Source organism: Sphaerisporangium corydalis, assembly GCF_025506355.1.
Classification (GTDB): Bacteria; Actinomycetota; Actinomycetes; order Streptosporangiales; family Streptosporangiaceae; genus Sphaerisporangium; species Sphaerisporangium corydalis.
In genome coordinates, this window is record NZ_JANZYP010000023.1 from 1 (window position 1) to 22,897 (window position 22,897).

The 22,897-nt window shown below is 71.8% G+C and carries 19 protein-coding genes; 18 read left to right on the top strand and 1 reads right to left on the bottom strand.

The annotated features are described in order from the left end of the window. The first annotated feature begins 199 nt into the window (after positions 1 to 199). The 15 genes from NYZ98_RS17680 (at position 200) to NYZ98_RS17750 (ending at position 19,710) form a co-directional block, all read left to right on the top strand. Positions 200 to 1,231, top strand: coding sequence for a rod shape-determining protein (locus NYZ98_RS17680; RefSeq protein ID WP_262843899.1), 1,032 nt, complete (start codon positions 200 to 202; stop codon positions 1,229 to 1,231). 33 nt (positions 1,232 to 1,264) lie between these two features. After that, complete coding sequence (gene mreC / locus NYZ98_RS17685; protein ID WP_262843900.1) at positions 1,265 to 2,971, top strand: rod shape-determining protein MreC; 1,707 nt, start codon at positions 1,265 to 1,267, stop codon at positions 2,969 to 2,971. Then, positions 2,968 to 3,498 (top strand): rod shape-determining protein MreD, encoded by a 531-nt coding sequence (gene mreD / locus NYZ98_RS17690; protein ID WP_262843901.1) that lies wholly within the window; start codon positions 2,968 to 2,970, stop codon positions 3,496 to 3,498. The genes mreC and mreD overlap by 4 nt, the downstream gene beginning before the upstream one ends. Continuing rightward, positions 3,495 to 5,543 carry a penicillin-binding protein 2 gene (gene mrdA / locus NYZ98_RS17695; RefSeq protein WP_262843902.1) on the top strand — a complete coding sequence of 683 codons (2,049 nt, stop codon included), beginning with the start codon at positions 3,495 to 3,497 and terminating at the stop codon, positions 5,541 to 5,543. Before mreD ends, mrdA begins: the two co-directional genes overlap by 4 nt. Further along, positions 5,540 to 6,703, top strand: a complete 1,164-nt coding sequence (gene rodA, locus NYZ98_RS17700; RefSeq protein WP_262843903.1) for a rod shape-determining protein RodA — start codon at positions 5,540 to 5,542, stop codon at positions 6,701 to 6,703. The genes mrdA and rodA overlap by 4 nt, the downstream gene beginning before the upstream one ends. Positions 6,704 to 6,747: 44 nt before the next feature. Beyond that, a complete protein-coding gene (locus NYZ98_RS17705; protein WP_262843904.1) occupies positions 6,748 to 8,670 on the top strand; it encodes a TIGR03960 family B12-binding radical SAM protein in 1,923 nt (640 codons plus the stop codon). A gap of 217 nt (positions 8,671 to 8,887) precedes the next feature. Then, complete coding sequence (locus tag NYZ98_RS17710) at positions 8,888 to 9,634, top strand: TIGR03936 family radical SAM-associated protein (protein ID WP_262843905.1); 747 nt, start codon at positions 8,888 to 8,890, stop codon at positions 9,632 to 9,634. A gap of 104 nt (positions 9,635 to 9,738) precedes the next feature. After that, positions 9,739 to 12,738 carry a ribonuclease E/G gene (locus tag NYZ98_RS17715; RefSeq protein WP_262843906.1) on the top strand — a complete coding sequence of 1,000 codons (3,000 nt, stop codon included), beginning with the start codon at positions 9,739 to 9,741 and terminating at the stop codon, positions 12,736 to 12,738. A gap of 185 nt (positions 12,739 to 12,923) precedes the next feature. Continuing rightward, a complete protein-coding gene (gene rplU, locus NYZ98_RS17720) occupies positions 12,924 to 13,238 on the top strand; it encodes a 50S ribosomal protein L21 (protein WP_262843907.1) in 315 nt (104 codons plus the stop codon). Between the two features lie 12 nt (positions 13,239 to 13,250). Further along, positions 13,251 to 13,508 (top strand): 50S ribosomal protein L27, encoded by a 258-nt coding sequence (gene rpmA / locus NYZ98_RS17725; protein ID WP_262843908.1) that lies wholly within the window; start codon positions 13,251 to 13,253, stop codon positions 13,506 to 13,508. A 184-nt stretch (positions 13,509 to 13,692) separates the two neighbouring features. Next, complete coding sequence (gene obgE, locus NYZ98_RS17730; protein WP_262843909.1) at positions 13,693 to 15,042, top strand: GTPase ObgE; 1,350 nt, start codon at positions 13,693 to 13,695, stop codon at positions 15,040 to 15,042. Positions 15,043 to 15,123: 81 nt separating this feature from the next. Beyond that, positions 15,124 to 16,284 carry a glutamate 5-kinase gene (gene proB / locus NYZ98_RS17735; protein ID WP_262843910.1) on the top strand — a complete coding sequence of 387 codons (1,161 nt, stop codon included), beginning with the start codon at positions 15,124 to 15,126 and terminating at the stop codon, positions 16,282 to 16,284. Beyond that, complete coding sequence (locus NYZ98_RS17740; RefSeq protein WP_262843911.1) at positions 16,277 to 17,566, top strand: glutamate-5-semialdehyde dehydrogenase; 1,290 nt, start codon at positions 16,277 to 16,279, stop codon at positions 17,564 to 17,566. Before proB ends, NYZ98_RS17740 begins: the two co-directional genes overlap by 8 nt. 76 nt (positions 17,567 to 17,642) lie before the next feature. After that, on the top strand, positions 17,643 to 17,822 hold the full coding sequence (locus NYZ98_RS17745; RefSeq protein WP_262843912.1) for a hypothetical protein: 180 nt from the start codon (positions 17,643 to 17,645) through the stop codon (positions 17,820 to 17,822). Positions 17,823 to 17,979: 157 nt separating this feature from the next. After that, complete coding sequence (locus tag NYZ98_RS17750) at positions 17,980 to 19,710, top strand: serine/threonine-protein kinase (RefSeq protein ID WP_262843913.1); 1,731 nt, start codon at positions 17,980 to 17,982, stop codon at positions 19,708 to 19,710. Between the two features lie 222 nt (positions 19,711 to 19,932). Here NYZ98_RS17750 and NYZ98_RS17755 read toward each other — a convergent pair whose 3' ends face one another. Next, positions 19,933 to 20,946: a M48 family metallopeptidase gene (locus NYZ98_RS17755; protein ID WP_262843914.1), complete on the bottom strand. Its 1,014-nt coding sequence runs from the start codon at positions 20,944 to 20,946 to the stop codon at positions 19,933 to 19,935. 119 nt (positions 20,947 to 21,065) lie between these two features. Here NYZ98_RS17755 and nadD point away from each other — a divergent pair, with 119 nt between their 5' ends. From nadD to NYZ98_RS17770, 3 genes are read left to right on the top strand one after another with little or no spacing between them, the layout of a single operon-like run. Beyond that, positions 21,066 to 21,671, top strand: a complete 606-nt coding sequence (gene nadD, locus NYZ98_RS17760) for a nicotinate-nucleotide adenylyltransferase (RefSeq protein ID WP_262843915.1) — start codon at positions 21,066 to 21,068, stop codon at positions 21,669 to 21,671. A 49-nt stretch (positions 21,672 to 21,720) separates the two neighbouring features. Beyond that, positions 21,721 to 22,128, top strand: coding sequence for a ribosome silencing factor (rsfS, locus tag NYZ98_RS17765; protein ID WP_262843916.1), 408 nt, complete (start codon positions 21,721 to 21,723; stop codon positions 22,126 to 22,128). Next, positions 22,121 to 22,777 carry a histidine phosphatase family protein gene (locus tag NYZ98_RS17770; RefSeq protein ID WP_262843917.1) on the top strand — a complete coding sequence of 219 codons (657 nt, stop codon included), beginning with the start codon at positions 22,121 to 22,123 and terminating at the stop codon, positions 22,775 to 22,777. Before rsfS ends, NYZ98_RS17770 begins: the two co-directional genes overlap by 8 nt. Positions 22,778 to 22,897 lie beyond the last annotated feature (120 nt).

The window sequence follows — 22,897 nt, forward strand, 5'->3', positions numbered from 1 at the left end:
GGGGAAATGGGGGGGTGTCTCGAGGGGTGGCGGGTGGGAAGGGGGGATAAGTGCAGGTAGATGGGGTGTCGTCCTGGAACCGCGCCAAGATTTTTCTGAGCCGGACGGCTCGTTGCTCTCGCGAGTGGGTACGTCACGTTACGATTTGAATGCGAATCGTAATCTCTCGCGAACGACCTGAAGGAAGGTTTCCTTCCCCATGGGCAGCAAGCTGGCATTCCTCGGCCGTGACATGGCCGTCGACCTGGGCACGGCCAACACGTTGGTCTACGTGCGCGGGCGCGGCATCGTGCTCAACGAGCCGTCGGTGGTCGCGATCAACACCACCACCGGCAAGATCGTGGCAGTGGGCATCGAGGCCAAGCGGATGATTGGCCGGACGCCCGGCAACATCGTGGCGATACGCCCGCTGAAGGACGGCGTGATCGCCGACTTCGACGTGACAGAGCGCATGTTGCGCTATTTCATCCAACGGGTGCACAAACGGCGACACTTCGCCAAGCCGCGGATCATCGTGGCCGTTCCCAGCGGCATCACGGGAGTCGAGCAACGAGCCGTCAAGGAAGCCGGGTACCAGGCCGGCGCGCGCCGGGTGTACATCATCGAGGAGCCGATGGCGGCCGCGATCGGTGCCCGGCTGCCCGTTCACGAGCCCACCGGCAACATGGTGGTGGACATCGGAGGCGGCACCACCGAGGTCGCGATCATCTCCATGGGCGGCATCGTGACGAGCCAGTCCATCCGGGTCGGCGGTGACGAGCTCGACCAGGCGATCATCGCCTTCGCGAAGAAGGAGTACTCCCTGATGCTCGGGGAGCGCACCGCCGAGGAGATCAAGATCGCGATCGGCTCGGCGTGCCCGGTCGGGGACGACTGTCACGCCGAGATCCGGGGACGCGACCTGGTCACCGGGCTGCCCAAGACGATCGTGGTGTCGGCGGACGAGATCCGCAAGGCCACCGAGGAGCCGCTCAAGTCCATCGTCGACGCCGTCAAGTCGACGCTGGACAAGTGCCCTCCCGAGCTGTCGGGCGACCTCATGGACCGGGGCGTGGCCCTCACCGGCGGCGGGGCGCTGCTGAAGGGCATGGACGACCGCCTGCGCGACGAGACCGGCATGCCCATCCACCTCGTCGAGAACGCCCTCGACTCGGTGGCGCTCGGCTCGGGCAAGTGCGTCGAGGAGTTCGAGGTCCTGCAGCAGGTGCTGGTGCCGGAGCCGAGGCACTGATGGAGCAGGGGCTTTGATGGGGCCGGGACGCTGATGAGGGATACCCGCCGTGCGCGGTTGATCCTTGGCCTGTTGCTGGCCGTGGCGCTCGTCCTGATCACCGTCGACCACCGCCAGCGCGGTGACTCGCTGTTCGACCCCGTCCGCGCCGTCGGGGCGTCGCTGTTCGGCGTGGCCGAGCGGGCGGGCACCGGCGTCGCGCGGCCGGTGGGCGACTTCATCGACACGTTCACCTCCGCACCGGAGTCCAAGAGGCGCATCGAGGTGCTGCGCGCGGAGAACGCCAGGCTGAGGCGGGAGCTGACCGCCCACAGCCTCGACCGCGAGAGGTCCGCCGAACTGACCCGCATGCTGGGGCTGTCCGGCCTCGGCGGGTACCGCGTGGTGGCGGCGCAGGTGATCGCCAGGCGGGGGGTGCCGGGGTTCGAGGACGCGGTCGAGATCGACGCGGGCACGGGCGACGGCGTGAAGCCGGAGATGACCGTGCTCAATGGGGACGGTCTGGTCGGCCGGGTCGTCCATACCGCGCCGGCGTCCGCCACGGTGGTCTTGCTGACCGACCCGGCGTCGTCGGCGGGGGCGCGTGTGGAGGGGAGCAACGAGATCGGCCTGATCACCGGTCTCGGCCCGGTCGCCGAGGGGCGGCTCGTCCGCTTCCGGCTCCTCGACGCCGCCGCGCCGCTGACCGCCGGGCGGCGCATCGTCAGCTTCGGCTCCCAGCACGGCATGCCGTACGCGCCGGGGGTGCCGCTCGGCACCATCCAGCGCGTGGAGGCCACGCCCGGCGAGCTCACGCGGGTGGCGTACGCGCGGCCGTTCGTGGACTTCAACGCGCTCGACGTCGTCGGGGTGGTCGTCCAGGCGCCGCAGCGTGATCCCCGGGACGCGATGCTCCCCAAACCCCCCGCGGCGGCGGCACGCGCCGATTCCGTCACACCGCCGCACCGTACGTCTCCCCCCGCCTCGCCGTCGCCCGTGCCGTCCTCGACGGCACGGGGTGCGCGTGAGGGGGGCCGAGGGCAGCCGGGCGCCACGCGGGCGCGCCCGGTACGGGTCCAGCGGCCCCAGGCCCGGTCACGCCCGAACGGCGCGCACGGGCGTCCGTCCGGGGTCCGCCATCCGGCGAGCGGCCGCCGTCCGAGCAGCGCTCGCGCTCGTCCGGGTGGCGCCGTGGCTCGCCCGGATGGTGCCGCGGCCCGCCCGGGTGGCGGAGGGCGCGCCCGCTCCACCAAGGATCACGCGGCTCGGGACGGCGACCAGCACCGTCCCGCGGGCAGGCGAGATCACCCCACCAAGATCCGCGAGCACACCGCCCGCGCCTCCGGCGGCGGCGAACGCGGGCACCGTCGATCAAGGAGCGACGAGCTCGAACGGTCGCACGCCGCCGCGCCTGGAGGCTCGGTGGAGCGCTTGCGGGGTGTGGCGTTCGGAGCGTTGAGGAGTGGCGTCTCCAAGGGCTCGCGTGCTGCTGCGCCCGGGGGTGCGGGGGCCGGGGGCCCAGAGCGGTTCCGGGGTGTGGTGGTCGGGGTGTTCAGGAGGGGTGTGCCTGGGTGGCTGGGGGGTGACGGTTCCGGGGGTTCGGGTGCGGGAGCGGCTCCGGGGTGTGGCGGTCGGGGTGACCGGGTGGGGTCGTGTTCGTGGGGCGGGGGCGTCGAGTTGTCGAGGGGGAGTGGGGCCGGCCGGGTGGTGGGGGTTGTGAGGGGGGCGTGGCGAGGTGGGCGAGAGGACATGAAGGCGTGATCCGAGCGATGGCGGCGGTCCTGCTCGTCGGCCTGATCATGGTCGTGCAGGTCACCGTCGTGAACCGCCTTCCGCTGCCGGGCGGCGGCGGCCCTGACCTGGTGCTGCTCGGGGTGGTGGTGTTCGCGCTGGCGCGCGGCGCGGTGGGCGGCGCCGCGATCGGCTTCGCCATGGGATTCGGCACCGACGTGCTGCCGCCCGCCGCCCATGTCATGGGCCAGTACGCCCTGGTCTTCTGCCTGGTGGGCTTCATGGTGGGCCGCGCGGCCGAGCGGGCACCGGGCTCGTCGGCGGTCGCGGTCATCGTCGCGGTGATGCTCGCGCCGGTCATGTCGGCCGGGGTGGGCGGGCTGCTCGGCGATCCCCGCGCCGACTGGCGGACGCTGGCCGCGCTGTGGCCGTCCCTGGTGATGTACAACCTCGCCCTCGCGGCGCTGATCTTCTGGGTGGTGTCCCGGTTCTCCCGCGAGCGCCGCAGGCGCGCGGCGGTGCCCACCGGCGCCTACCCGGTCCGGAGGCATGTGTGATCCGGGTCCGGTCCAGGCTGGTGGTGCTGCAGTTCCTCGTGCTGACCCTGCTCACCGTCCTGACCCTGCGCCTGTGGCAGGTGCAGGTCGTGCGCGGGGCCCAGTTCGTGGCGGCGGCCACTGAGACCCGCACCCGCGACGTGATCGTCCCGGCGGTGCGCGGGCAGATCCTGGACGCCGCCGGGCGGCCCCTGGTGCGCAACCGCACGGCGCTGGTGGTCTCGATCGACCGCGCCGAGATCGAGCGCATGCGGGACGGCGGCAAGGCCGTGCTCAAACGGCTGGCGGCGGTGCTCGGCCGTCCGGTCAAGGAGCTGCGGGAACGCGTCCGCCCGTGCGGGCCGCATGTGACCCGCCCCTGCTGGCCCGGTTCGCTCTACTCGCCGATCCCCATCGACGACAACGTCAGCCCCCGGGAGGCGCTGCAGATCCTGGAGCGGCAGGAGGACTTCCCCGGAGTCATCGCCGAGGTGCAGGCCGTCCGGGAGTACCCGCTCGGCGCGGGCGCCTCGCAGACCCTGGGCTACTTGCAGCCGGTCACCGAAGAGGAGCTGACCAAGCGGTCCAGCCTCAAGGCGAACTTCTCCGGTGTCGACCTCGTGGGCAGGGACGGCCTCGAGTACGTCTACGACGAGGCCCTGCGCGGGTCGCCGGGGCTGCGCAGGGTCCAGGTGGACCGTATGGGCAAGGTCCTCGGGGTCGAGCGGCAGACCTCGCCGGTGCCGGGCGACATCCTGATCACGAACATGGACGCGAACGTGCAGAAGGTCGTGGACCGGGCGCTCGCGAACGCGATGAAGAACGCGCCGAAGGCCGACGGCGCCGCGGCGGTCGTCCTGGACGTGAAGACCGGCGGGGTGATCGCGATCGGGAGCATGCCCGGCTACGACCCGGCGGTCTGGGCCGGCGGCATCTCCGAGAAGGACTACCAGCGGCTGCTGTCGGAGAAGGCGGGCCTGCCGCTGATCTCCCGGGCCACCCACGGCCAGTACGCGCCCGGCTCGACGTTCAAGATCTCCTCGGTGTCCTCGATGATCAGGGACGGCTATCCGCTGCGCGGGAAGTACGACTGCCCGGGCGCCGTCGACGTCGGGGGCCGGTCGTTCCACAACTTCCACGGCATCGGCATGGGCGTGATAGATCTCCACACGGCCCTGGTGAAGTCCTGTGACACGATCTTCTACCAGGCGGCCAACGAGATGTGGCGGCGTGACGGCGGGAACACGCCCGTGCGGCACCCCAAGGAGCCGATGACCACCACGGCCAGGGCGTTCGGGTTCGGGCGGAAGACCGGCATCGACCTGCCGGGGGAGGTGGCCGGGCGGGTGCCCGGCCGCGAGTGGAAGAAGAGCCTCTGGGCGGCCACGAAGCACCTGAGCTGCGCGCGGGCCAGGACCGGGTACCCGGAGGTCGAGAAGAAGGACCCCTCCCGGGCCGCCTACCTGAAGACGCTGGCCCACGAGAACTGCGTCGAGGGGTTCGAGTGGCACGTCAGCGAGGCCGCGAACCTCTCCATCGGGCAGGGGGACGTGCTGGTCACGCCGCTGCAGCTCGCGGCGGCGTACGCGGCCCTGGTGGGCGACGGCAGGCTGCGCAGCCCGCGCATCGCCAAGGCGCTCGTCCGGCCCGACGGCACGCGGGTGCAGGAGATCGAGTCTCCGGTGACCGGCCGGCTGCCGATCGACAAGGAGACCCGCGACTACATCCACGCCGCGCTCAGCGAGGTGACCTCCGACGGCACGGCCGCCGGCGCCTTCAGCGGCTTCCCGATGAACGTGGTGAAGATCGGCGGCAAGACCGGTACGGCCGAGGTCTACGGCAAGGAGGACACCTCCTGGTTCGCCTCGTTCGCCCCGGCCGCCGACCCGAGGTTCGTGGTCGTCGTCACGATCTCGCAGGGAGGCCAGGGCGCCATGGCCGCCGCCCCGGCCGCGCGGGAGATCTACGAGGGCATCTACGGCATCAAGGGCAAGGCGGCCCTGCCGGACGGCAAGCCGGCCACGCGCCTCCCGGCGATCAGGCGGGACGGGACGGTGGTCCAGTGAACCAGGCCCTGGTGCCGCGCGACCGCTCCTTCGTCCGCAGGGCGATGGGCGCGCAGTCGGCGGTGTGGCGGGTCGACGGGGTGCTGCTGGTCGCGGTCATGGCGTTGTCGATCATCGGCACGCTGCTGGTGTGGTCCTCGACGCGCACCTGGGCTGCGGGTGCGCCGACGGGGATGGTCAAGAAGCACGTGCTCAACCTCGCCATCGGGTGGGTGCTGTGCGGCATCGCCGCGCTGGCCGACCAGCGGACGCTGCGGATCTACGCGCCCGCCGTGTACGGGGTGGCGCTTCTCGGGCTGCTCGCGGTGATCACCCCGCTCGGCTCGACGATCAACGGGTCGCATTCGTGGATCCTGCTGGGCGGCGGGTTCGCGGTCCAGCCGTCGGAGCTGGCGAAACCGGCGCTGATCCTCATGTTGAGCGCGCTGCTCGCCGAGCCCGCCCCGGGCACCGACCGGCCCCGGACGCTCGACTTGCTGCTGTGCGTCGCCGCCGCGGCCATCGCGATGGGCATGGTCATGCTCCAGCCCGACTTCGGCACCACGATGGTGCTCGCGGTGATCACCGGTGGCACCCTGATCTTCGCCGGCCTGCGGAAGCGCTACATCGCCGGGCTGGCCGTGGCGGCGGGGTCGGCGGCGGCGGCCGTGTGGCTCCTCGGCCTGCTCAAGCCATACCAGGTGGCGCGGTTCACGGCGTTCATCAACCCGGCCAACGACCCGCGCGGAGCGGGGTACAACAGCACCCAGGCGCTGATCGCGATCGGGTCGGGGGAGCTGTTCGGCAAGGGGCTGTTCCACGGCGGGCAGACCACGGGGCGGTTCGTCCCCGAGCAGCACACCGACTTCATCTTCACCGTGGTGGGCGAGGAGTTCGGGTTCCTCGGCTCGGTCACGGTGGTGGCGCTGCTCGGCGTGGTGCTGCTGCGCGGCCTGCGCATCGCCCGGCATTGCGAGAACCGGTTCGGCGCGCTGGTGGTCGGCGGCGTCGTGTGCTGGTTCGCCTTCCAGACGTTCATCAACGTCGGGATGACCATCGGCATCATGCCGATCACCGGGGTCCCGCTGCCGTTCGTGTCCTACGGGGGGACCGCGACGTTCGCCAACATGATCGCCCTCGGGTTACTGCAGGCGATCCACATCCGCGAGCGCGCGTACTAGGCCGCTGGCGCGAGCCCCGGCGGGCAGGAACTACGCTTGGGGGCATGTCTGTCGAGTCGCTGTTCCCCCGCCTGGAACCGCTCCTGCCCAAGGTGCAGAAGCCGATCCAGTATGTGGGGGGTGAGCTCAACTCGACCGTCAAGGACTGGGACGACGCCAGCGTCCACTGGGCGCTGATGTACCCGGACGCCTATGAGGTCGGGCTGCCCAACCAGGGTGTCGCGATCCTCTACGAGATCCTCAACGAGCTGCCGGGGACGCTGGCCGAGCGCACCTACGCCGTCTGGCCCGATCTCGAGGCGCTCATGCGCGAGCACGGAGTGCCGCAGTTCACCGTCGACGCCCACCGCCCGGTGCGTGCGTTCGACGTGCTGGGCGTGTCGTTCTCCACCGAGCTGGGCTACACCAACCTGCTCACGGCGCTCGACCTGGCCGGGATCCCGTTCACCGCGGCCGACCGTGGCGAGGACGACCCGATCGTGCTCGCGGGCGGCCACGCGGCGTTCAACCCCGAGCCGGTCGCCGAGTTCCTGGACGCGGCGGTGCTCGGCGACGGCGAGCAGATCGCGATCGCCATCTCCGAGGTGATCCGCGAGTGGAAGGGCGAGGGGAGTCCCGGCGGGCGCGACGAGCTCCTGATGCGCCTGGCCTCGACCGGCGGGGTGTACGTCCCGAAGTTCTACGACGTGGAGTACCACCCCGACGGGCGGATCAAGCGGGTCGCCCCCAACCGGTCGGGCGTGCCGTGGCGGGTGCAGAAGCACACGGTCATGGACCTCGACGAGTGGCCGTACCCCAAGAAGCCGCTGGTCCCGCTGGCGGAGACCGTGCACGAGCGGTTCAGCGTGGAGATCTTCCGGGGTTGCACCCGGGGCTGCCGGTTCTGCCAGGCCGGCATGATCACCCGCCCGGTGCGGGAGCGGTCGATCACCACGATCGGCGACATGGTGGAGGCGGGCGTCAAGGAGTCCGGCTTCAACGAGGTCGGCCTGCTGTCGCTGTCCAGCGCCGACCACTCCGAGATCGCGGCGGTCGCCAAGGGCCTGGCCGACCGTTACGAGGGCACCAACACCAGCCTGTCGCTGCCCTCGACCCGGGTCGACGCGTTCAACATCGACCTGGCCAACGAGTTCTCGCGCAACGGGCGCCGCTCGGGGCTGACGTTCGCGCCCGAGGGCGGCTCCGAGCGCATGCGCAAGGTGATCAACAAGATGGTCACCGAAGAGGACCTGATCCGCACCGTCACCACGGCCTATGGCCAGGGCTGGCGCCAGGTGAAGCTGTACTTCATGTGCGGGCTGCCCACCGAGATGGACGAGGACGTCCTCGGCATCGCCGACCTGGCCAAGAAGGTCATCAAGGCGGGCCGTGAGATCACCGGTTCCCGTGACATCCGCTGCACGGTGTCCATCGGCGGGTTCGTGCCCAAGCCGCACACCCCGTTCCAGTGGGCCGCCCAGTGCGACCACGAGACCGTGGACCGCAGGCTCAGGCAGCTACGGGACTCCCTGCGCACCGACAAGCAGTACGGCAAGTCCATCGGCTTCCGCTACCACGACGGCCAGCCGTCGATCGTGGAGGGGCTGCTGTCCCGGGGCGACCGCAGGGTCGGCGCGGTGATCAGGGCCGTGTGGGAGGACGGTGGCCGTTTCGACGGCTGGAGCGAGCACTTCTCCTACAAGCGCTGGATGGACTGCGCCGAGCGGGCGCTGGCCGGTGAGCCGGTCGACGTCGACTGGTACACCACGCGCGAGCGCGAAGAGGTCGAGGTGCTCCCCTGGGACCACCTGGACGCCGGTCTCGACCGTGAGTGGCTCTGGCAGGACTGGCAGGACGCCACGACCGAGACCGAGGTCGAGGACTGCCGCTGGACCCCCTGCTACGACTGCGGGGTCTGTCCCACCATGGGGACGGAGATCCAGATCGGTCCGACGGGCCGGAAACTCCTCCCGCTGACCATCGTCTGACCCGCTGGATGGAAGCAAACACCGGTGGTAACCGTTGACGAGATAGGCCATCCGGTCACGGTGGTCTAGCCTCTTCCCGGAAGACGTGCGACCGGGTGGCCCTGAGGGGCCCGTATCCTGGGAAGATGACCGCCGACGCGAGACAGGAAGGATGACGTAGCTGAAGAACCCTGTTCCTGATGGGCCCCCGCCCCCGCCAGTGGTGCAGCGCCTCAGAGTGCGCTATGCCAAGCGTGGCCGCCTGCGGTTCACCAGCCATCGAGACATCTCGCGCGCCATCGAACGAGCGGTGCGCCGGGCCGGTATCCCGGTCGGCTTCAGCGCGGGATTCTCCCCCCATCCGAAGATCTCGTACGCGGGAGCCGCCCCGACCGGGGTGGCCAGCGAAGCCGAATATCTGGAGATCGGAGTGGTCTCGGCCTGCGAGCCGGACCGCCTGCGTGCCGATCTCGACTCATCTCTGCCGCCGGGACTCGACGTGATCGACGTCGTCGAGGCGCGGACGGGAAGCCTGGCCGACAGGCTGGAGTGCTCCGTCTGGGAGGTCCGCCTGCCCGGAGCGGAGCCGGACGAGGCGAAGAAGGCGGTCGAGATCTTCCTGGCCGCCGAGCGTGTCGACGTCGAGCGCCTGACCAAGAAGGGCCTGCGCCGCTTCGACTCGCGGGAGGCCGTCATCACGCTGACGGCCGACGAAGGAACAGCGAGCCTGGAGCCGAGCCAGCCATGTGCGATACTTCGTATGGTTGTCCGGCACGTTACGCCCGCCGTTCGACCCGACGACGTGCTCACGGGTCTGCGTCTTGTGGCTGATTTCGCGCCGCCGTCACCCCCCGCGGTGACCAGGCTGGCGCAGGGTCCGCTCGACGCGCGCACCGGTGGGACCGCCGACCCGCTCGACCTGGACCGCGACATTCGCGGCGGCGAGCCGGGACCGGCTGTGCAGCACGTCGGTGACCACAAATAGGACTTGGCGCCGGGCCTTCGGAAGGCGGCCTGGCGTACAGCGAGAGACGAGAGCTCCCGCGCGGCGCGGAGACGCGCCCGGGAGCCTGACGGGAGAACGCCCGCATGCTCGACAACGAGCCCATCGTCGGGGCCTCTGGCCCTGCTGATGGGGACACGACAGCACAGCAGGAATCGAAGCCGGTCCGGCGCCGCCGCGCGGCGAGCCGCCCGGCCGGTCCGCCGCCCGAGGAGGCCGAGCGCGCCGCGGGCCTGGTGAACGACCAAGCGGCCGCCGCCTCCGCGCCGGTCAACGGCGTGGCCACGGCCGACACCGCCGCCCAGCCCGCCCCGGGCCGCGCGGACACCATCGCCCCGGGCCGGGCCGGCACCGCCGCCGCGCCCGAGCAGGGCGGGGCGGACACCGCCGTTCAGCCGGAGGGCGCGCCCCCGGCGGAGGTCGCCGAGGCGGCCCCCAAGAGGGCGACCCGCTCGCGCCGCGCCGTGGTCAAGGACCCCGACGCGCCGCCGGCCCCCCGGCGCACGCGTACCAGGAAGGCCGCCGCGCCCGAGGCCGAGGCGAGCGTCTCGGAGGCCACGGGCGTGCCCGCCGACGCCCAGGCCGTGACGCAGGCCGGACCGGCCGTCGCGGAGGCCGAGGCCGGGCCGGTTCCCGCCGAGGCGGAGCAGGCCGGTGGCAAGGCCGAGGCCGCCGTCGCGCCGGCCGAGGCGGACGCCGCCCCGGTCAAGCGCCGGCGCACCAGGAAGGCCGCCCCGCCCGCCGAGGTCCCCGAGACCCCGGTGGAGCGGCCCGCCGCGAGCGTGGTGGAGGCCGAGGTCGCCTCCGCGATCATCGAGTCGCTGCCCGCCGAGGAGCCGCTGGACGACGAGCCCGCCGGTGAGGACATCGCCGAGGAGCCGCAGCCCCAGACGTCGGTGTTCGTCGACCCGTTCGGCCTCACCGCGACCGCCGAGACGCGTACGGCGCCGCCGACCGTGATGTTCCAGGCGCCGGCGGCGGTGTTCCAGCCGATCTTCCAGGCGCCCGAGCCGCGCCAGGCAGAGCCGCGTCAGGCCGTCGTGCCGCCGGTCACCCAGCAGCAGCCCGAGCCGCAGGACGAGCAGGCCGACGAGGCCGAGGACGCCGCCGACGCCGCGCAGGACGATGACGATGACCAGGACGACGCGAGCGGCCGTCGCCGCCGCCGTCGCCGGGGCGGCCGGGGCCGGGGCAAGACGCGTGACGAGATCGAGGACTCCGAGGACTCCGACGACGAGCCGAGGGCGGCGACCGCCGAGCAGGCCGAGCCCGCCGAGGCCGAGCAGTCGCGCGATCCCCGCGACCGCGACCAGGACGACGACGACGCCGGGTCCTCGCGCCGCCGGCGCAGGCGGCGCCGCAGGGGCGGTGACGACGCCGACGCCCCGGTCGACGACCCGCCGAACACCGTCGTGCGCATCCGCGCGCCCCGGGCCGGGCGTCCCACCTCGGTGGACGAGGTCCAGGGCTTCCGCGGCTCCACCCGCCTCGAGGCCAAGAAGCAGCGCCGCAGGGAGGGCCGCGAGCAGGGCCGCCGCCGTCCCCCGGTGATCACCGAGTCGGAGTTCCTGGCCCGCCGCGAGTCCGTCGAGCGCGTCATGGTGGTCCGCCGCCAGGCCGGGCGCACCCAGATCGCGGTGATGGAGGACGGGGTGCTCGTCGAGCACTACGTCGACCGCGAGGCCAGCCAGTCCTACGTCGGCAACGTCTACCTCGGCAAGGTGCAGAACGTCCTGCCGTCGATGGAGGCCGCCTTCATCGACGTGGGCAAGGGCCGCAACGCCGTGCTGTACGCCGGAGAGGTCAACTTCGACACCGCCGGGCTGGAGGGCCAGCCCAAGCGCATCGAGGCGGCCCTGAAGTCCGGGCAGTCGGTGCTGGTCCAGGTCACCAAGGACCCGATGGGGCACAAGGGCGCCCGGCTGACCAGCCAGATCAGCCTGCCGGGCCGCTACCTGGTGTACGTGCCCGACGGCTCCATGACGGGCATCAGCCGCAAGCTCCCCGACAAGGAGCGCAGCAGGCTCAAGGCCATCCTGAAGAAGGTCATGCCGGAGAACGCCGGGGTGATCGTGCGAACCGCCGCCGAAGGCGCGTCCGAGGACGAGCTGAGCCGCGACGTGGCCCGCCTGTCGGCGCAGTGGGAGAACATCCAGCGCAAGGCCAAGTCGGCCAGCCCGCCCGAGCTGCTCTACTCCGAGCCCGACCTGACCATCCGCGTGGTCCGCGACGTCTTCAACGAGGACTTCGCCTCGCTGGTCGTGGCCGGGGACGACGCGTGGGGCACGGTCGACGAGTACGTCCGGTACGTCGCCCCGCACCTGGTCGACCGCCTGACCAAGTGGGAGGAAGGCGACGTCTTCGCCGCCTACCGCATCGACGAGCAGATCTCCAAGGCGATGGAGCGCAAGGTGTGGCTGCCGAGCGGCGGCTCCCTGGTGATCGACCGCACCGAGGCGATGACCGTCGTCGACGTGAACACCGGCAAGTTCACCGGCCAGGGCGGCAACCTGGAGGAGACCGTCACCAGGAACAACCTGGAGGCGGCCGAGGAGATCGTCCGTCAGCTGCGGCTGCGGGACATCGGCGGCATCATCGTGGTCGACTTCATCGACATGGTCCTGGAGAGCAACCGCGACCTGGTGCTCCGGCGCATGCTGGAGTGCCTGGCCCGCGACCGCACCAAGCACCAGGTCGCGGAGGTCACCTCTCTCGGGCTGGTCCAGATGACCCGCAAGCGGGTCGGGCAGGGCCTGCTGGAGGCGTTCTCGACGCCGTGTGACTGCTGCAACGGGCGTGGGCTGATCGTCTCGACCGAACCGGTCGAGTCCAAGCCCGAGCCGAGGGGCACGCAGGGCAAGATGGCGGTCGAGAAGGCGGTGGCCGAGAAGCTGGAGAAGGCCGGTGCCGACAAGGTCCTCAAGGACGCCGGCGTCGCGGTCGCGGCGAACGGCGAGGGGGGCCGTGATAGCGTGACCGATGCGCTTGACGGCTCCTCCGACGAGGACTCCCAGGCGGCACAGCCTTCCGCCCGGGGGCGGCGACGCTCCCGAAAGGCCACCAGACCGGCCGGGCCGGCCGAGTAGCCCGGCAACCCGGCGATCCGTCCGGTTCGACCAGGGCACCCGCAATCCGGTATCCTAGTCAATCGGTGCGTCCGGTGGCGCGCCTAGCTTCGCGCGCCTACCCGGTTCGCCGGTCGTGTTTCGACGGTAGCTGGATGCAGAGGCGCAGCGTTCAGCGAGCAATTAGCCAGAAGAAGGGTTCCGCGGTGTACGCGATCGTTCGTTGCGGCGGCAGGCAGCAGAAGGTCTCCGTCGGTGACGTCCTCGAGGTTGACAAGGTCGCCGGTGAGGTCGGCTCCACGGTGTCGCTGGCGCCGGTGCTCGTCGTCAACGACGGCGATGTCACCACAGACGCTGCCACGCTTGGCAAGTTCCAGGTGACCGCCGAGATTCTCGGCGAGACCAAGGGGCCCAAGATCCGCATTCTCAAGTACAAGAACAAGTCTGGTTACAAGAAGCGCCAGGGTCACCGCCAGCGGTACACCCAGGTGAAGGTAACCGGCATCAACCCCGGGAAGTAGTGGTAGCGAACCATGGCACACAAGAAGGGCGCATCGTCCACCCGGAACGGCCGTGACTCCAACGCCCAGCGGCTCGGGGTCAAGCGTTTCGGTGGCCAGCTGGTGAACGCCGGCGAGATCATCATCCGCCAGCGCGGCACCCACTTCCACCCGGGCGACAACGTCGGCCGTGGCGGTGACGACACGCTGTTCGCGCTGACCGCCGGCCACGTGCAGTTCGGCAACAAGCGCGGCCGTCGCGCTGTGAGCATCGTCCCGGCCGCGGAGTAGATCCGCCGATCGGGAAAGGGCCGCCGCACCACGCGCACGCGTGGCGCCGGCCCGGCCAGAACGTTGATGAGGCGGATCGACTTATCGATCCGCCTCATCGTCGTGAGGGGGCATTAACCGGCGCACAGAGCGCGGCGGTGGCACGGCGTGGACCAGATGGCCACGCTTGTGAGGAGGAGTGGCAGTGGCTGAGTTCGTCGATCAGGTGGTCCTGTACATCAAGGCCGGTGACGGGGGAAACGGCTGCGCGTCCATCCACCGTGAGAAGTTCAAGCCGCTCGGCGGCCCCGACGGCGGGAACGGCGGCCGGGGGGGTGACGTCATCCTGGAGGTCGACCCCAGCACGTCCACCCTCCTGGACTACCACCACCGGCCGCACCGCAAGGCCGCCAACGGCAAGCAGGGCGCGGGCTCGAACCGCGACGGCGCCACGGGCGACGACGTCGTGCTGAAGATCCCCAACGGCACCGTCGTGAAGGACGCCAAGACCGGTGAGGTGCTGATCGACCTGATCGGCGCCGGCACGCGCTACGTCGTGGCCCAGGGCGGCCACGGCGGTCTCGGCAACGCCGCGCTCGCCTCCACCAAGCGCAAGGCCCCCGGGTTCGCGCTGCTCGGCGAGGAGGGCCAGGAGGTCGAGGCCCTGCTGGAGCTGAAGACCGTCGCCGACGTGGCCCTGGTCGGCTTCCCGAACGCCGGGAAGTCCTCGCTCATCGCGGCCCTGAGCGCCGCCCGGCCCAAGATCGCCGACTACCCGTTCACGACGCTGGTGCCCAACCTCGGTGTGGTCACCGCGGGCGAGACGGTCTTCACCGTCGCCGACGTGCCGGGGCTGATCCCTGGCGCCTCCGAGGGGCGTGGCCTCGGCCACGAGTTCCTGCGCCACGTCGAGCGCTGCTCGACCATCGTCCACGTGCTCGACTGCGCGACGATCGAGCCCGGCCGCGACCCGCTGACCGACTTCGGGGTGATCGAGGCCGAGCTGGCCGCGTACGGCGAGCTGGACGACCGTCCCCGCCTGGCGGTGCTGAACAAGTCGGACGTGCCGGACGCGCGCGAGCTGGCCGAGATGGTACGGCCCATGCTGGAGGAGAAGGGCCTGAAGGTCTTCACGATCTCCGCCGCGACCCACGACGGGCTGCGCGAGCTGTCGTTCGCGATGGCGGAGATGGTGTCCGCGGCCCGGGCGGCCAAGCCCGTCGAGGAGCCGACCCGCCTGGTCATCCGGCCCAAGCAGTTCGGCGACGCCGGGTTCACGATCAAGCGGATCAACGAGAAGACCTTCCAGGTGTCCGGCGAGAAGCCCGAGCGCTGGATCAGGCAGACCGACTTCAGCAACGACGAGGCCGTCGGCTACCTGTCCGACCGGCTCGCCCGCCTGGGCATCGAGAAGGCGCTCAGCGAGGCCGGGGCCAAGAACGGCGCCGAGGTGGTCATCGGGCCGATGGAGGGCGGGTACCTGTTCGACTGGCAGCCCGAGCTGGACGCCGAGGCCCACCAGGGCCCGCGCGGGTCGGACAACCGCGTCGGCTGACCCCCGGCCGGTCCCACGGTTTGCGGGTGCCGGCCCCGGCGGGGGTGCCATTGTGAAGCGGAGAAGGCAGGGGGAGCGAAGGTGGGGAGCGTTGACGACGCCGGTCGGGAGCGGGTGGCGACCGCCGCACGCCTGGTCGTCAAGGTGGGGTCGTCGTCGCTGACGACCCCGGGTGGCACGATCGACGTCGACCGGGTGGACGCCCTGGTCGACGTGCTCGCCGCCCGCGCCAAGCAGGGCACCCAGATCGTGCTGGTGTCCTCCGGCGCGATCGCCGCGGGCCTCGGCCCGCTGGGGCTCGCCGCCCGGCCGCGCGACCTGGCGACCCAGCAGGCCGCCGCCTCGGTCGGCCAGGGCGTCCTGGTCGCCCGCTACACCTCCTCCTTCGCCCGGTACGGGCTGCGCGTGGGCCAGGTGCTGCTCACCGCCGACGACATGATGCGCCGGTCGCACCACCGCAACGCGCAGCGGACCCTGGCCCGGCTCCTTGAGCTCGGCATCGTCCCGGTGGTGAACGAGAACGACACGGTCGCCACCGACGAGATCCGCTTCGGCGACAACGACCGGCTGGCCGCCCTGGTGGCCCACCTCATCCACGCCGACGCGCTGGTGCTGCTGTCCGACGTGGACGCCCTGTACGACGGCGACCCCCGGCTGTCGGGGGCGCTGCGGATCCCCAGGGTGAGCGGGCCCGCCGACCTCGAAGGCGTCGAGCTCGGCAGGTCGGGCCGGGTCGGCACCGGCGGGATGATCACCAAGGTGGAGGCGGCGCGCATCGCCACCGGCGCCGGGGTGCCGGTCGTGCTCACCTCCGCCGCCCGCGCCGCGCACGCCCTGGCCGGCGCGGACGTCGGCACCTACTTCCAGCCGGACGGCCGCCACCCCGGCACCCGCCTGCTCTGGCTGGCCCACGCGACCACCGGCAGGGGCCGGCTCCACCTGGACGACGGCGCGGTGCAGGCCGTGGTGGGGCGGCGCATGTCGCTGCTCCCGGCCGGGGTGACCCTGGTGGAGGGCGACTTCAGCGCCGGGGACCCCGTCGACCTGTACAGCTCCCGAGGCACGCCCGTGGCCAGGGGCCTGGTGAACTTCGACGCGGCGGAGATCCCTGAGCTGCTCGGCCGTTCCACGCGCGAGCTGGCCGCCAACCTCGGGCCGGAGTACGAGCGGGAGCTGATCCACCGCGACGACATCGTCATACTGGATCCCACCACCGAGAGCAGGAGCGCGAGGCATGTCTGAGGCCGATGACTTTCTGAAGGTCGCCCGCGCCGCCCGCGAGGCCGCCGCCGAGCTGGCGCCGCTGCCGCGCTCCCCGAAGGACGCCGCGCTGCGCGCCGTCGCCGACGCGCTGGTGGCCCGCGCGAAGGAGATCGTCGAGGCCAACGCGCTGGACGTCGCCGCCGCGCGCGAGGGCGGCACGCCCGAGACGATGATCGACCGTCTGCGGCTCGACGAGAAGCGCGTAGACGCCATCGCCGGCGCGGTGCGCGAGGTCGCCGACCTGCCCGACCCGGTCGGCGAGGTCGTCCGGGGGAGCACCCTGCCGAACGGCCTGGAGCTCCGTCAGCTCCGCGTGCCGCTCGGCGTCGTCGGCATCATCTACGAGGGCCGCCCCAACGTCACCGTCGACGCCGCCGCGCTGTGCCTGAAGAGCGGAAACGCGGTCCTGCTGCGCGGCTCCTCCAGCGCCTACCGGTCCAACACCGCCCTGGTGCAGATCATGCAGGACGCGCTGGCGGGCACCGAGGTGCCCTCGGGGGCCGTGCAACTGGTGCCGGGCACCTCACGGGAGTCCGTCGGGCACCTCATGCGGGCCCGCGGCCTGGTCGACGTCCTGATCCCGCGCGGTGGCGCGTCCCTGATCAACTCGGTCGTGGAGGGGTCGACGGTACCGGTGATCGAGACCGGTGTCGGCAACTGCCACGTCTACGTGGACGAGGACGCCGACCTCGGGGTGGCCATGGAGATCCTGGTCAACGCCAAGACCCAGCGCCCCTCGGTGTGCAACGCGGCCGAGACGTTCCTGGTCCACGCCAAGGTGGCCGAGGCGTTCGTCCCCGCCGCGCTGGCCCGGCTGGCGGCCGAGGGCGTGACCGTGCACGGCGACGAGCGGGTCGCCTCCTACGGCGCCTCCGGCGTCGTGGTGCCCGCCACCGAGGAGGACTTCTCCGAGGAGTACCTCTCCCTGGACATCGCCGCGGCGGTCGTCGACTCGCTGGAGGACGCCGTCGCGCACATCAGGCGGTACGGCTCGGCGCACACCGACGCGATCGTGACGCGTTCGCAGAGCGCGGCCCGGCGGTTCGTGGCGCTGGTCGACTCGGCGGCGGTGGCGGTCAACGCCTCGACCCGGTTCACCGACGGCGGCGAGTTCGGCTTCGGGGCCGAGATCGGCATCTCCACGCAGAAGCTGCACGCCCGGGGGCCGATGGGCCTGCCGGAGCTCACGTCCACCAAATGGGTCTATATCGGCGAGGGTCACCTGCGCACCTCCGCGGGCACCGTCATCGCGGGCGGCTAGCCGCAGTTGTTCTGACACAGAGTGAATGGCGTGTCGCTCCGGGTGAACATGGCGCCGGGGCGATTGACTGGTGCCCATGGGGATCGTCTGCGGATTCGGTTACGCCATCGCGGTGGTGGTGGCGGCTGACCGGCTGATGCTGTGGCTGGAGAGCCGGGGCCACGTCAACTGGCGGCGCAGGGGCCGGAAGGTCATTTCCAGCTATCCCCGGGCAAGGCTGGACAGCCTCTTCGAGGACGCGCCCCAGTCCCGGTAAGAACAGGCTCCCCGGTTCCGGGTAGAGGACGCGCCCGGTCTCCGTACGAGGAGGCTCCCGGTGGCCGGTGCCCCGGCGCGCTTCGAATACGGGTCTCGCGCATTTTCGGCGCGCCGCTGCCAATTATGGACGGATCGGCGCTATGGTGGCGTCTCCTATGGGTGGACGGCGAGTGGGCGGGCTCGGGCGAGTCGGCCCGTACACCATGCTGGAGCGCCTCGGCCGCGGTGGCATGGGCGAGGTCTACCTCGCCGTAGGCCGGCGCGGTGTGAAGGTCGCCGTCAAGATGCTGCGTGATCCGATCGGGGACGATCCCGAGGCGCGATTACGGCTCGACCGCGAGGTGCAGGCGCTGCGGCGGGTGGAGAACCCCTACGTGGCGCGCGTCCTGGACGCCGACCTGTCCGGCGACCGGCCCTACCTGGTGATGGAGCACATCGAGGGGGAGACCCTCCTCGACGCGGTGCGCAGGAACGGCCCCCTGTCCGGCGCCACCCTGATCGACCTCGCACGGGGACTGGCCACCGCGGTCGCGATCATCCACGCGGCCGGGGTGATCCACCGCGACGTGAAGCCCGCCAACGTGGTGCTGGGCCCCGACGGCCCGGTGCTGATCGACTTCGGCATCGCGCAGGTGTCGGACGCGACCCGGCTGACGATGACCGGCACCTTCCTCGGCACCCCCGGCTACTCCGCGCCGGAGGTCTTCGCCGAGGAGGACGTCGGCGAGCCCTCGGACATCCATTCGTGGGCGGCCACGGTGGCGTTCGCGGCCACCGGGCGCCCGACCTTCGGGCGGGGCAGCGTCGAGGCCCAGATGTACGCGGTGCTCAACGGGCGCGCCGACCTCGCCGGGGTGCCCGGGTCGCTGCTGCCGTTGATCAGGGCCTCGCTCAACCGGGAACCGGCCAAGCGGCCGACCGCCGCGCTGCTGTCGGACCGGCTGTCGCGCTTCGCCAGGGCCACGGCGCCCGCCGCGCCCACGCCGGCCCGCCCCGAGCAGCCCGCGGAAGGTCACTCCGAGGGAGACGAGGGAGCGCGCGGCCAGGACGCCGCCGGCGAGTCCCCGGGCAAGACGCGTGCCCGCGAGGCCGCCGAGCCGGCCGGGGACTCCTCGCCCGGATCCCGGAAGAAGGCGCCGCCCCGCCGCCCCCCGAGGCCGGTGGGGGCCACCGAGCGGGTCCGGGTGCGCCGTACACAGGCCGACGCCCCCGAACCCCGCTCGGGCGGCGAGGAGCGCCGTACGGGGGGTGAGGGGCGCCGCGAGGACCGGGTCAGGGTCGGCCGGGCGCGGCGCGTCACCACCGACGTCAAGGAGTCGCTGCTCGGCGCCGACACGCTGCGCGGAGGCGCGACCGCCTCGCCGCCGGGCAGCGCCGTCCTGATCGTGCTGGCCATGGTGGCGGTGCCGTGCGTGGTGGCGTCGGTCATCTGGCCGCTCGCCACCTTCGCGATCACCGCCGTCTTCTGCGTGCTGGCCCGCGCGTGGTGGAGCGGGCACTGGCTCGTACGGCACCGCAGGTCCTCGCGGGTGCGCGGGACGCTGCGGGTGGTGTCGTTCCCGATCGCGCTGGCCGGATCGGCGCTCAGCTCGGTGGTCTGGCCGGGCGTGCCCGCGTCCGCCATCGCCGCCTCGGCGTTCTGGGTGGCCGCCGGGGGGCAGATGGACGACGGGTGGTGGGCGCAGGCCGGGCCCATGACGGTCGCCGGGGTGGTGTTCGGCGTCGTGTGCGGGGGGATCGTCGGGCGCGAGGTCGAGCGGATCGGCATCCACGTGCCCGACCTGCGCAGAGAGGGCCTGCGGGCGCTGTCCGTGCTCGGCGGCTTCGTGGCGCTGTGCGCCGCCGCCGTGCGCGTACTGGCCTGGGTCCTTCCTCACGCCCTCTGAGGGCCCCGTGCGGGCCCAGGCCTGTGCTGAGGGAGGGACGCGCCCCCTGATCGCGCGCCCGGAACGCACGCGCCCGGCCCCGTGGGGCGGGAGGGCGTGCGGGGAGGACCGCCTCCGCGCCCGCCACCCGAGCCGCGTGCGGGGTGGCGTGGACGTGCGGATGACGATGCGGTGGTCCGGCCGCGGTCCATCGCCCGCGGGCCATGGACCACGGGGTGTGCGTCAGTCCCTGCGGGCGAACCGGTTGAAGATCCGCTCGCCGGCGTTGACGGCGCCCTCGGCCACGTCGCGCAGGACGCCGATGAACGGGTCCTGGGACTGGGCCCACGACTCGCGGTAGGAGCGGGCGGCGGCCTTGACCTCTTCGGAGACGCTGGCGTTGGCGTCGTCCTCACGGCGGGGGTAGTTGCCGGCGAGGATCGCCTCGTACTCGCCGTCACGCCGCCAGCGGTCGAGCTCGGCCACGCGCATGACCGCGAACGGGTGGGTGGTGCCGAGCAGGTTGAGGACCTTGAGCAGGCCGTCGCGCACGTCACCGGCGGTGTCGTACTCGCGTGCCTGGTCCAGGAAGGCCTCGATGTTCATCTCGTGGAGGCGGGAGCCGCCGGCGAGCTTCATCAAGGCCCGCATGCCGGCCTCGGGGTCCTGGCCGCACAGCAGGCCGCCGCGGTCGGCCGAGAGCTCGGCCTTGCGGTGCCACTCCTCCAGGGCCGTGACGATGATCCGCAGGCCGATGTAGCCGAGCGGGATCCAGGCGACGCGGGTGGCCAGGCGGGTCAGAATGGCGAGCATCGTGCCGTAGACGGCGTGCCCGGACAGGATGTGCGAGGTCTCGTGCCCGACGACGAAGCGGAGCTCCTCCTCGTCCATCAGGTCGAGCAGGCCGGTGTTGATCACGATGAACGGGTCGTCGAAGCCGATCGCCATGGCGTTCGGCTGCGGGTCCTGCTGGACGTAGATCTCCGGGATGCGGTGGAGGTCGAGCAGGTAGGCGCTGTCGCGGCCCATGTCGTACAGGGCGCGGAACTGGGTCTCGCTCGCGCGCACCGAGGAGGCGAGGAACATCAGCCGCAGGCGGCGCTCGCTGAACAGGCCCGACATCCGCTTGAGCACCGAGTCGAAGCCCGACAGGGAGCGCATCGCGACCAGGGCCGACCGGTCAGCTGGATGTTCGTAGGCCCGGGAGCTGATGCCGGGCAGCTGTACACGGTTGCGATCCGGGGTGGTGGTGGTCATGGTCGGCATGCTACGTCGGGGCGGAACGCCGCGCGCGGCCTTGGGGGCCGGATTGACGCGGGAGGTTTCCGAGGGGGTGGTTCCCGGCCGCCCCCGCCGGGCACGTTAGGGTCCCTCGCATGAGGAATGGGGCTCCCACCAGGCGGCTTGGCATCATGGGCGGCACCTTCGACCCGATCCACCACGGTCACCTGGTCGCGGCCAGCGAGGTCGCCCACCACTTCGACCTGGACGAGGTGGTCTTCGTCCCGACCGGGCGGCCCTGGCAGAAGGCGGACAAGATCGTCTCCGCGGTGGAGGACCGGTACCTGATGACGGTCATCGCCACCGCGTCCAACCCCCGGTTCTCGGTGAGCCGCATCGACGTCGAGCGGCCCGGGCCGACGTTCACGATCGACACGCTCCGTGAGATCGCCGCGCTGTACGAGCCGGACGTGGAGCTGTACTTCATCACCGGCGCCGACGCCCTGGCGCAAATCCTGAGCTGGCGTGATGTCGACGAGCTCTTCACCATGGCACATTTCGTAGGCTGTACTCGTCCGGGTCACGTCCTGCACGACCCGGGACTGCCTGAGGGAAAGGTCAGCCTCATCGAGATACCGGCGCTCGCGATCTCCTCTTCGGAGTGCAGGGAGCGGGTGGCGGGGGGAGAACCCATCTGGTATCTCGTTCCCGACGGGATTGTTCAGTACATCAACAAGCGGGGGCTCTACCGGGCATCCTGATAATGGAACCTGGACCGCGTATCCCTCACAAGGAGGAACAACCCACATCGTGACCGCATCGGAGAAGTCCCTCCAGCTCGTCCGGCTCGCCGCCGAGGCCGCGTCCGAGAAGCTGGCGGATGACATCATCGCCTACGACGTGAGCGAGCAGCTCGTCATCACCGACGCGTTCCTGCTCTGCTCCGCCTCCAACGACCGCCAGGTGCGCGCCATCGTCGACGAGATCGAGGAGCGCCTGCGGACCGACGCCCACGCCAAGCCGGTCCGCCGGGAGGGGGAACGGGAAGGCCGCTGGGTACTGCTGGACTTCCTGGACATCGTGGTCCACGTCCAGCACGAGGAAGATCGCACCTTCTACTCCCTCGAGCGCCTGTGGAAGGACTGCCCGTCGATCTCGCTTCCCGAGAGCGTCACCCAGGGCCAGTCCCAGCGGAGCCGGGAGACGTCTGGTGAGTGAAGGGAGGCACGGCGGGCGGCGGGTCGTCTTCTGGCGCCACGGTCAGACGCTGTGGAACGTCGAGCAGCGCTTTCAGGGGCACACCGACATCCACCTGGACGAGACGGGGATCGCCCAGGCCGATCGGGCCGCCTCGCTGCTCGCCTCCCTGCGGCCCTCGCTGATCGTCTCCTCCCACCTGCGGCGCGCCCACGACACCGCCACCGCGCTCGGGAAGCTCGTCGGGCTCGACGTCATGGTCGACAAGGACCTGCGCGAGCGCGGCGGCGGCGAGTGGGAGGGCCTGACCCGCGCCGAGATCGCGGCCGGCTGGCCGGTGGAGTACGCCGACTGGCAGGCGCCCGGCGGCGAGATGGTGACCGACGTCGCCGACCGCGTCGCCGCCGCCACCCGGCGCTGGGTGGACCGGCTGGAGGACGGCGGGCTGCTCGTGATCGCCTCCCACGGGGCGGCGATCCGGCTGGGGCTGGCCCGGCTGCTCGGCCTGCCCGAGGAGCTGTGGCCCGCCCTCGGCGGCGTCGGGAACTGCTCCTGGTCGGTCATCCACGAAGGCCGCAAGGGCTGGCGCCTCGTCGAGCACAACGCGGGAACGCTGCCCGAGCCGGTGAACAGCGACGACCGCCCCGAGACACCCCCCGCCGAAGGCTGACCCGGCCCCGGGCGCGGCCCGTCCCGGACGCCGCTCGGCGCTGGGGGGTCGGTGCGGGTGGTTTCGGGTGGGGAGGGGCTGGTGCGGGCCCGGTTTCCGGGCTGCGCGGGCCGCCTCCGG

Bases quoted from the DNA above. Each gene is read 5' to 3' on its own strand.
- mreC (WP_262843900.1), top strand. From the start codon at position 1,265: ATGAGGGATACCCGCCGTGCGCGGTTGATCCTTGGCCTGTTGCTGGCC.
- NYZ98_RS17680 (WP_262843899.1), top strand. From the start codon at position 200: ATGGGCAGCAAGCTGGCATTCCTCGGCCGTGACATGGCCGTCGACCTG.
- NYZ98_RS17715 (WP_262843906.1), top strand. From the start codon at position 9,739: ATGCTCGACAACGAGCCCATCGTCGGGGCCTCTGGCCCTGCTGATGGG.
- NYZ98_RS17750 (WP_262843913.1), top strand. From the start codon at position 17,980: ATGGGTGGACGGCGAGTGGGCGGGCTCGGGCGAGTCGGCCCGTACACC.
- rpmA (WP_262843908.1), top strand. From the start codon at position 13,251: ATGGCACACAAGAAGGGCGCATCGTCCACCCGGAACGGCCGTGACTCC.
- NYZ98_RS17740 (WP_262843911.1), top strand. From the start codon at position 16,277: ATGTCTGAGGCCGATGACTTTCTGAAGGTCGCCCGCGCCGCCCGCGAG.
- nadD (WP_262843915.1), top strand. From the start codon at position 21,066: ATGAGGAATGGGGCTCCCACCAGGCGGCTTGGCATCATGGGCGGCACC.
- NYZ98_RS17705 (WP_262843904.1), top strand. From the start codon at position 6,748: ATGTCTGTCGAGTCGCTGTTCCCCCGCCTGGAACCGCTCCTGCCCAAG.
- NYZ98_RS17745 (WP_262843912.1), top strand. From the start codon at position 17,643: ATGGGGATCGTCTGCGGATTCGGTTACGCCATCGCGGTGGTGGTGGCG.
- NYZ98_RS17755 (WP_262843914.1), bottom strand. From the start codon at position 20,946: ATGACCACCACCACCCCGGATCGCAACCGTGTACAGCTGCCCGGCATC.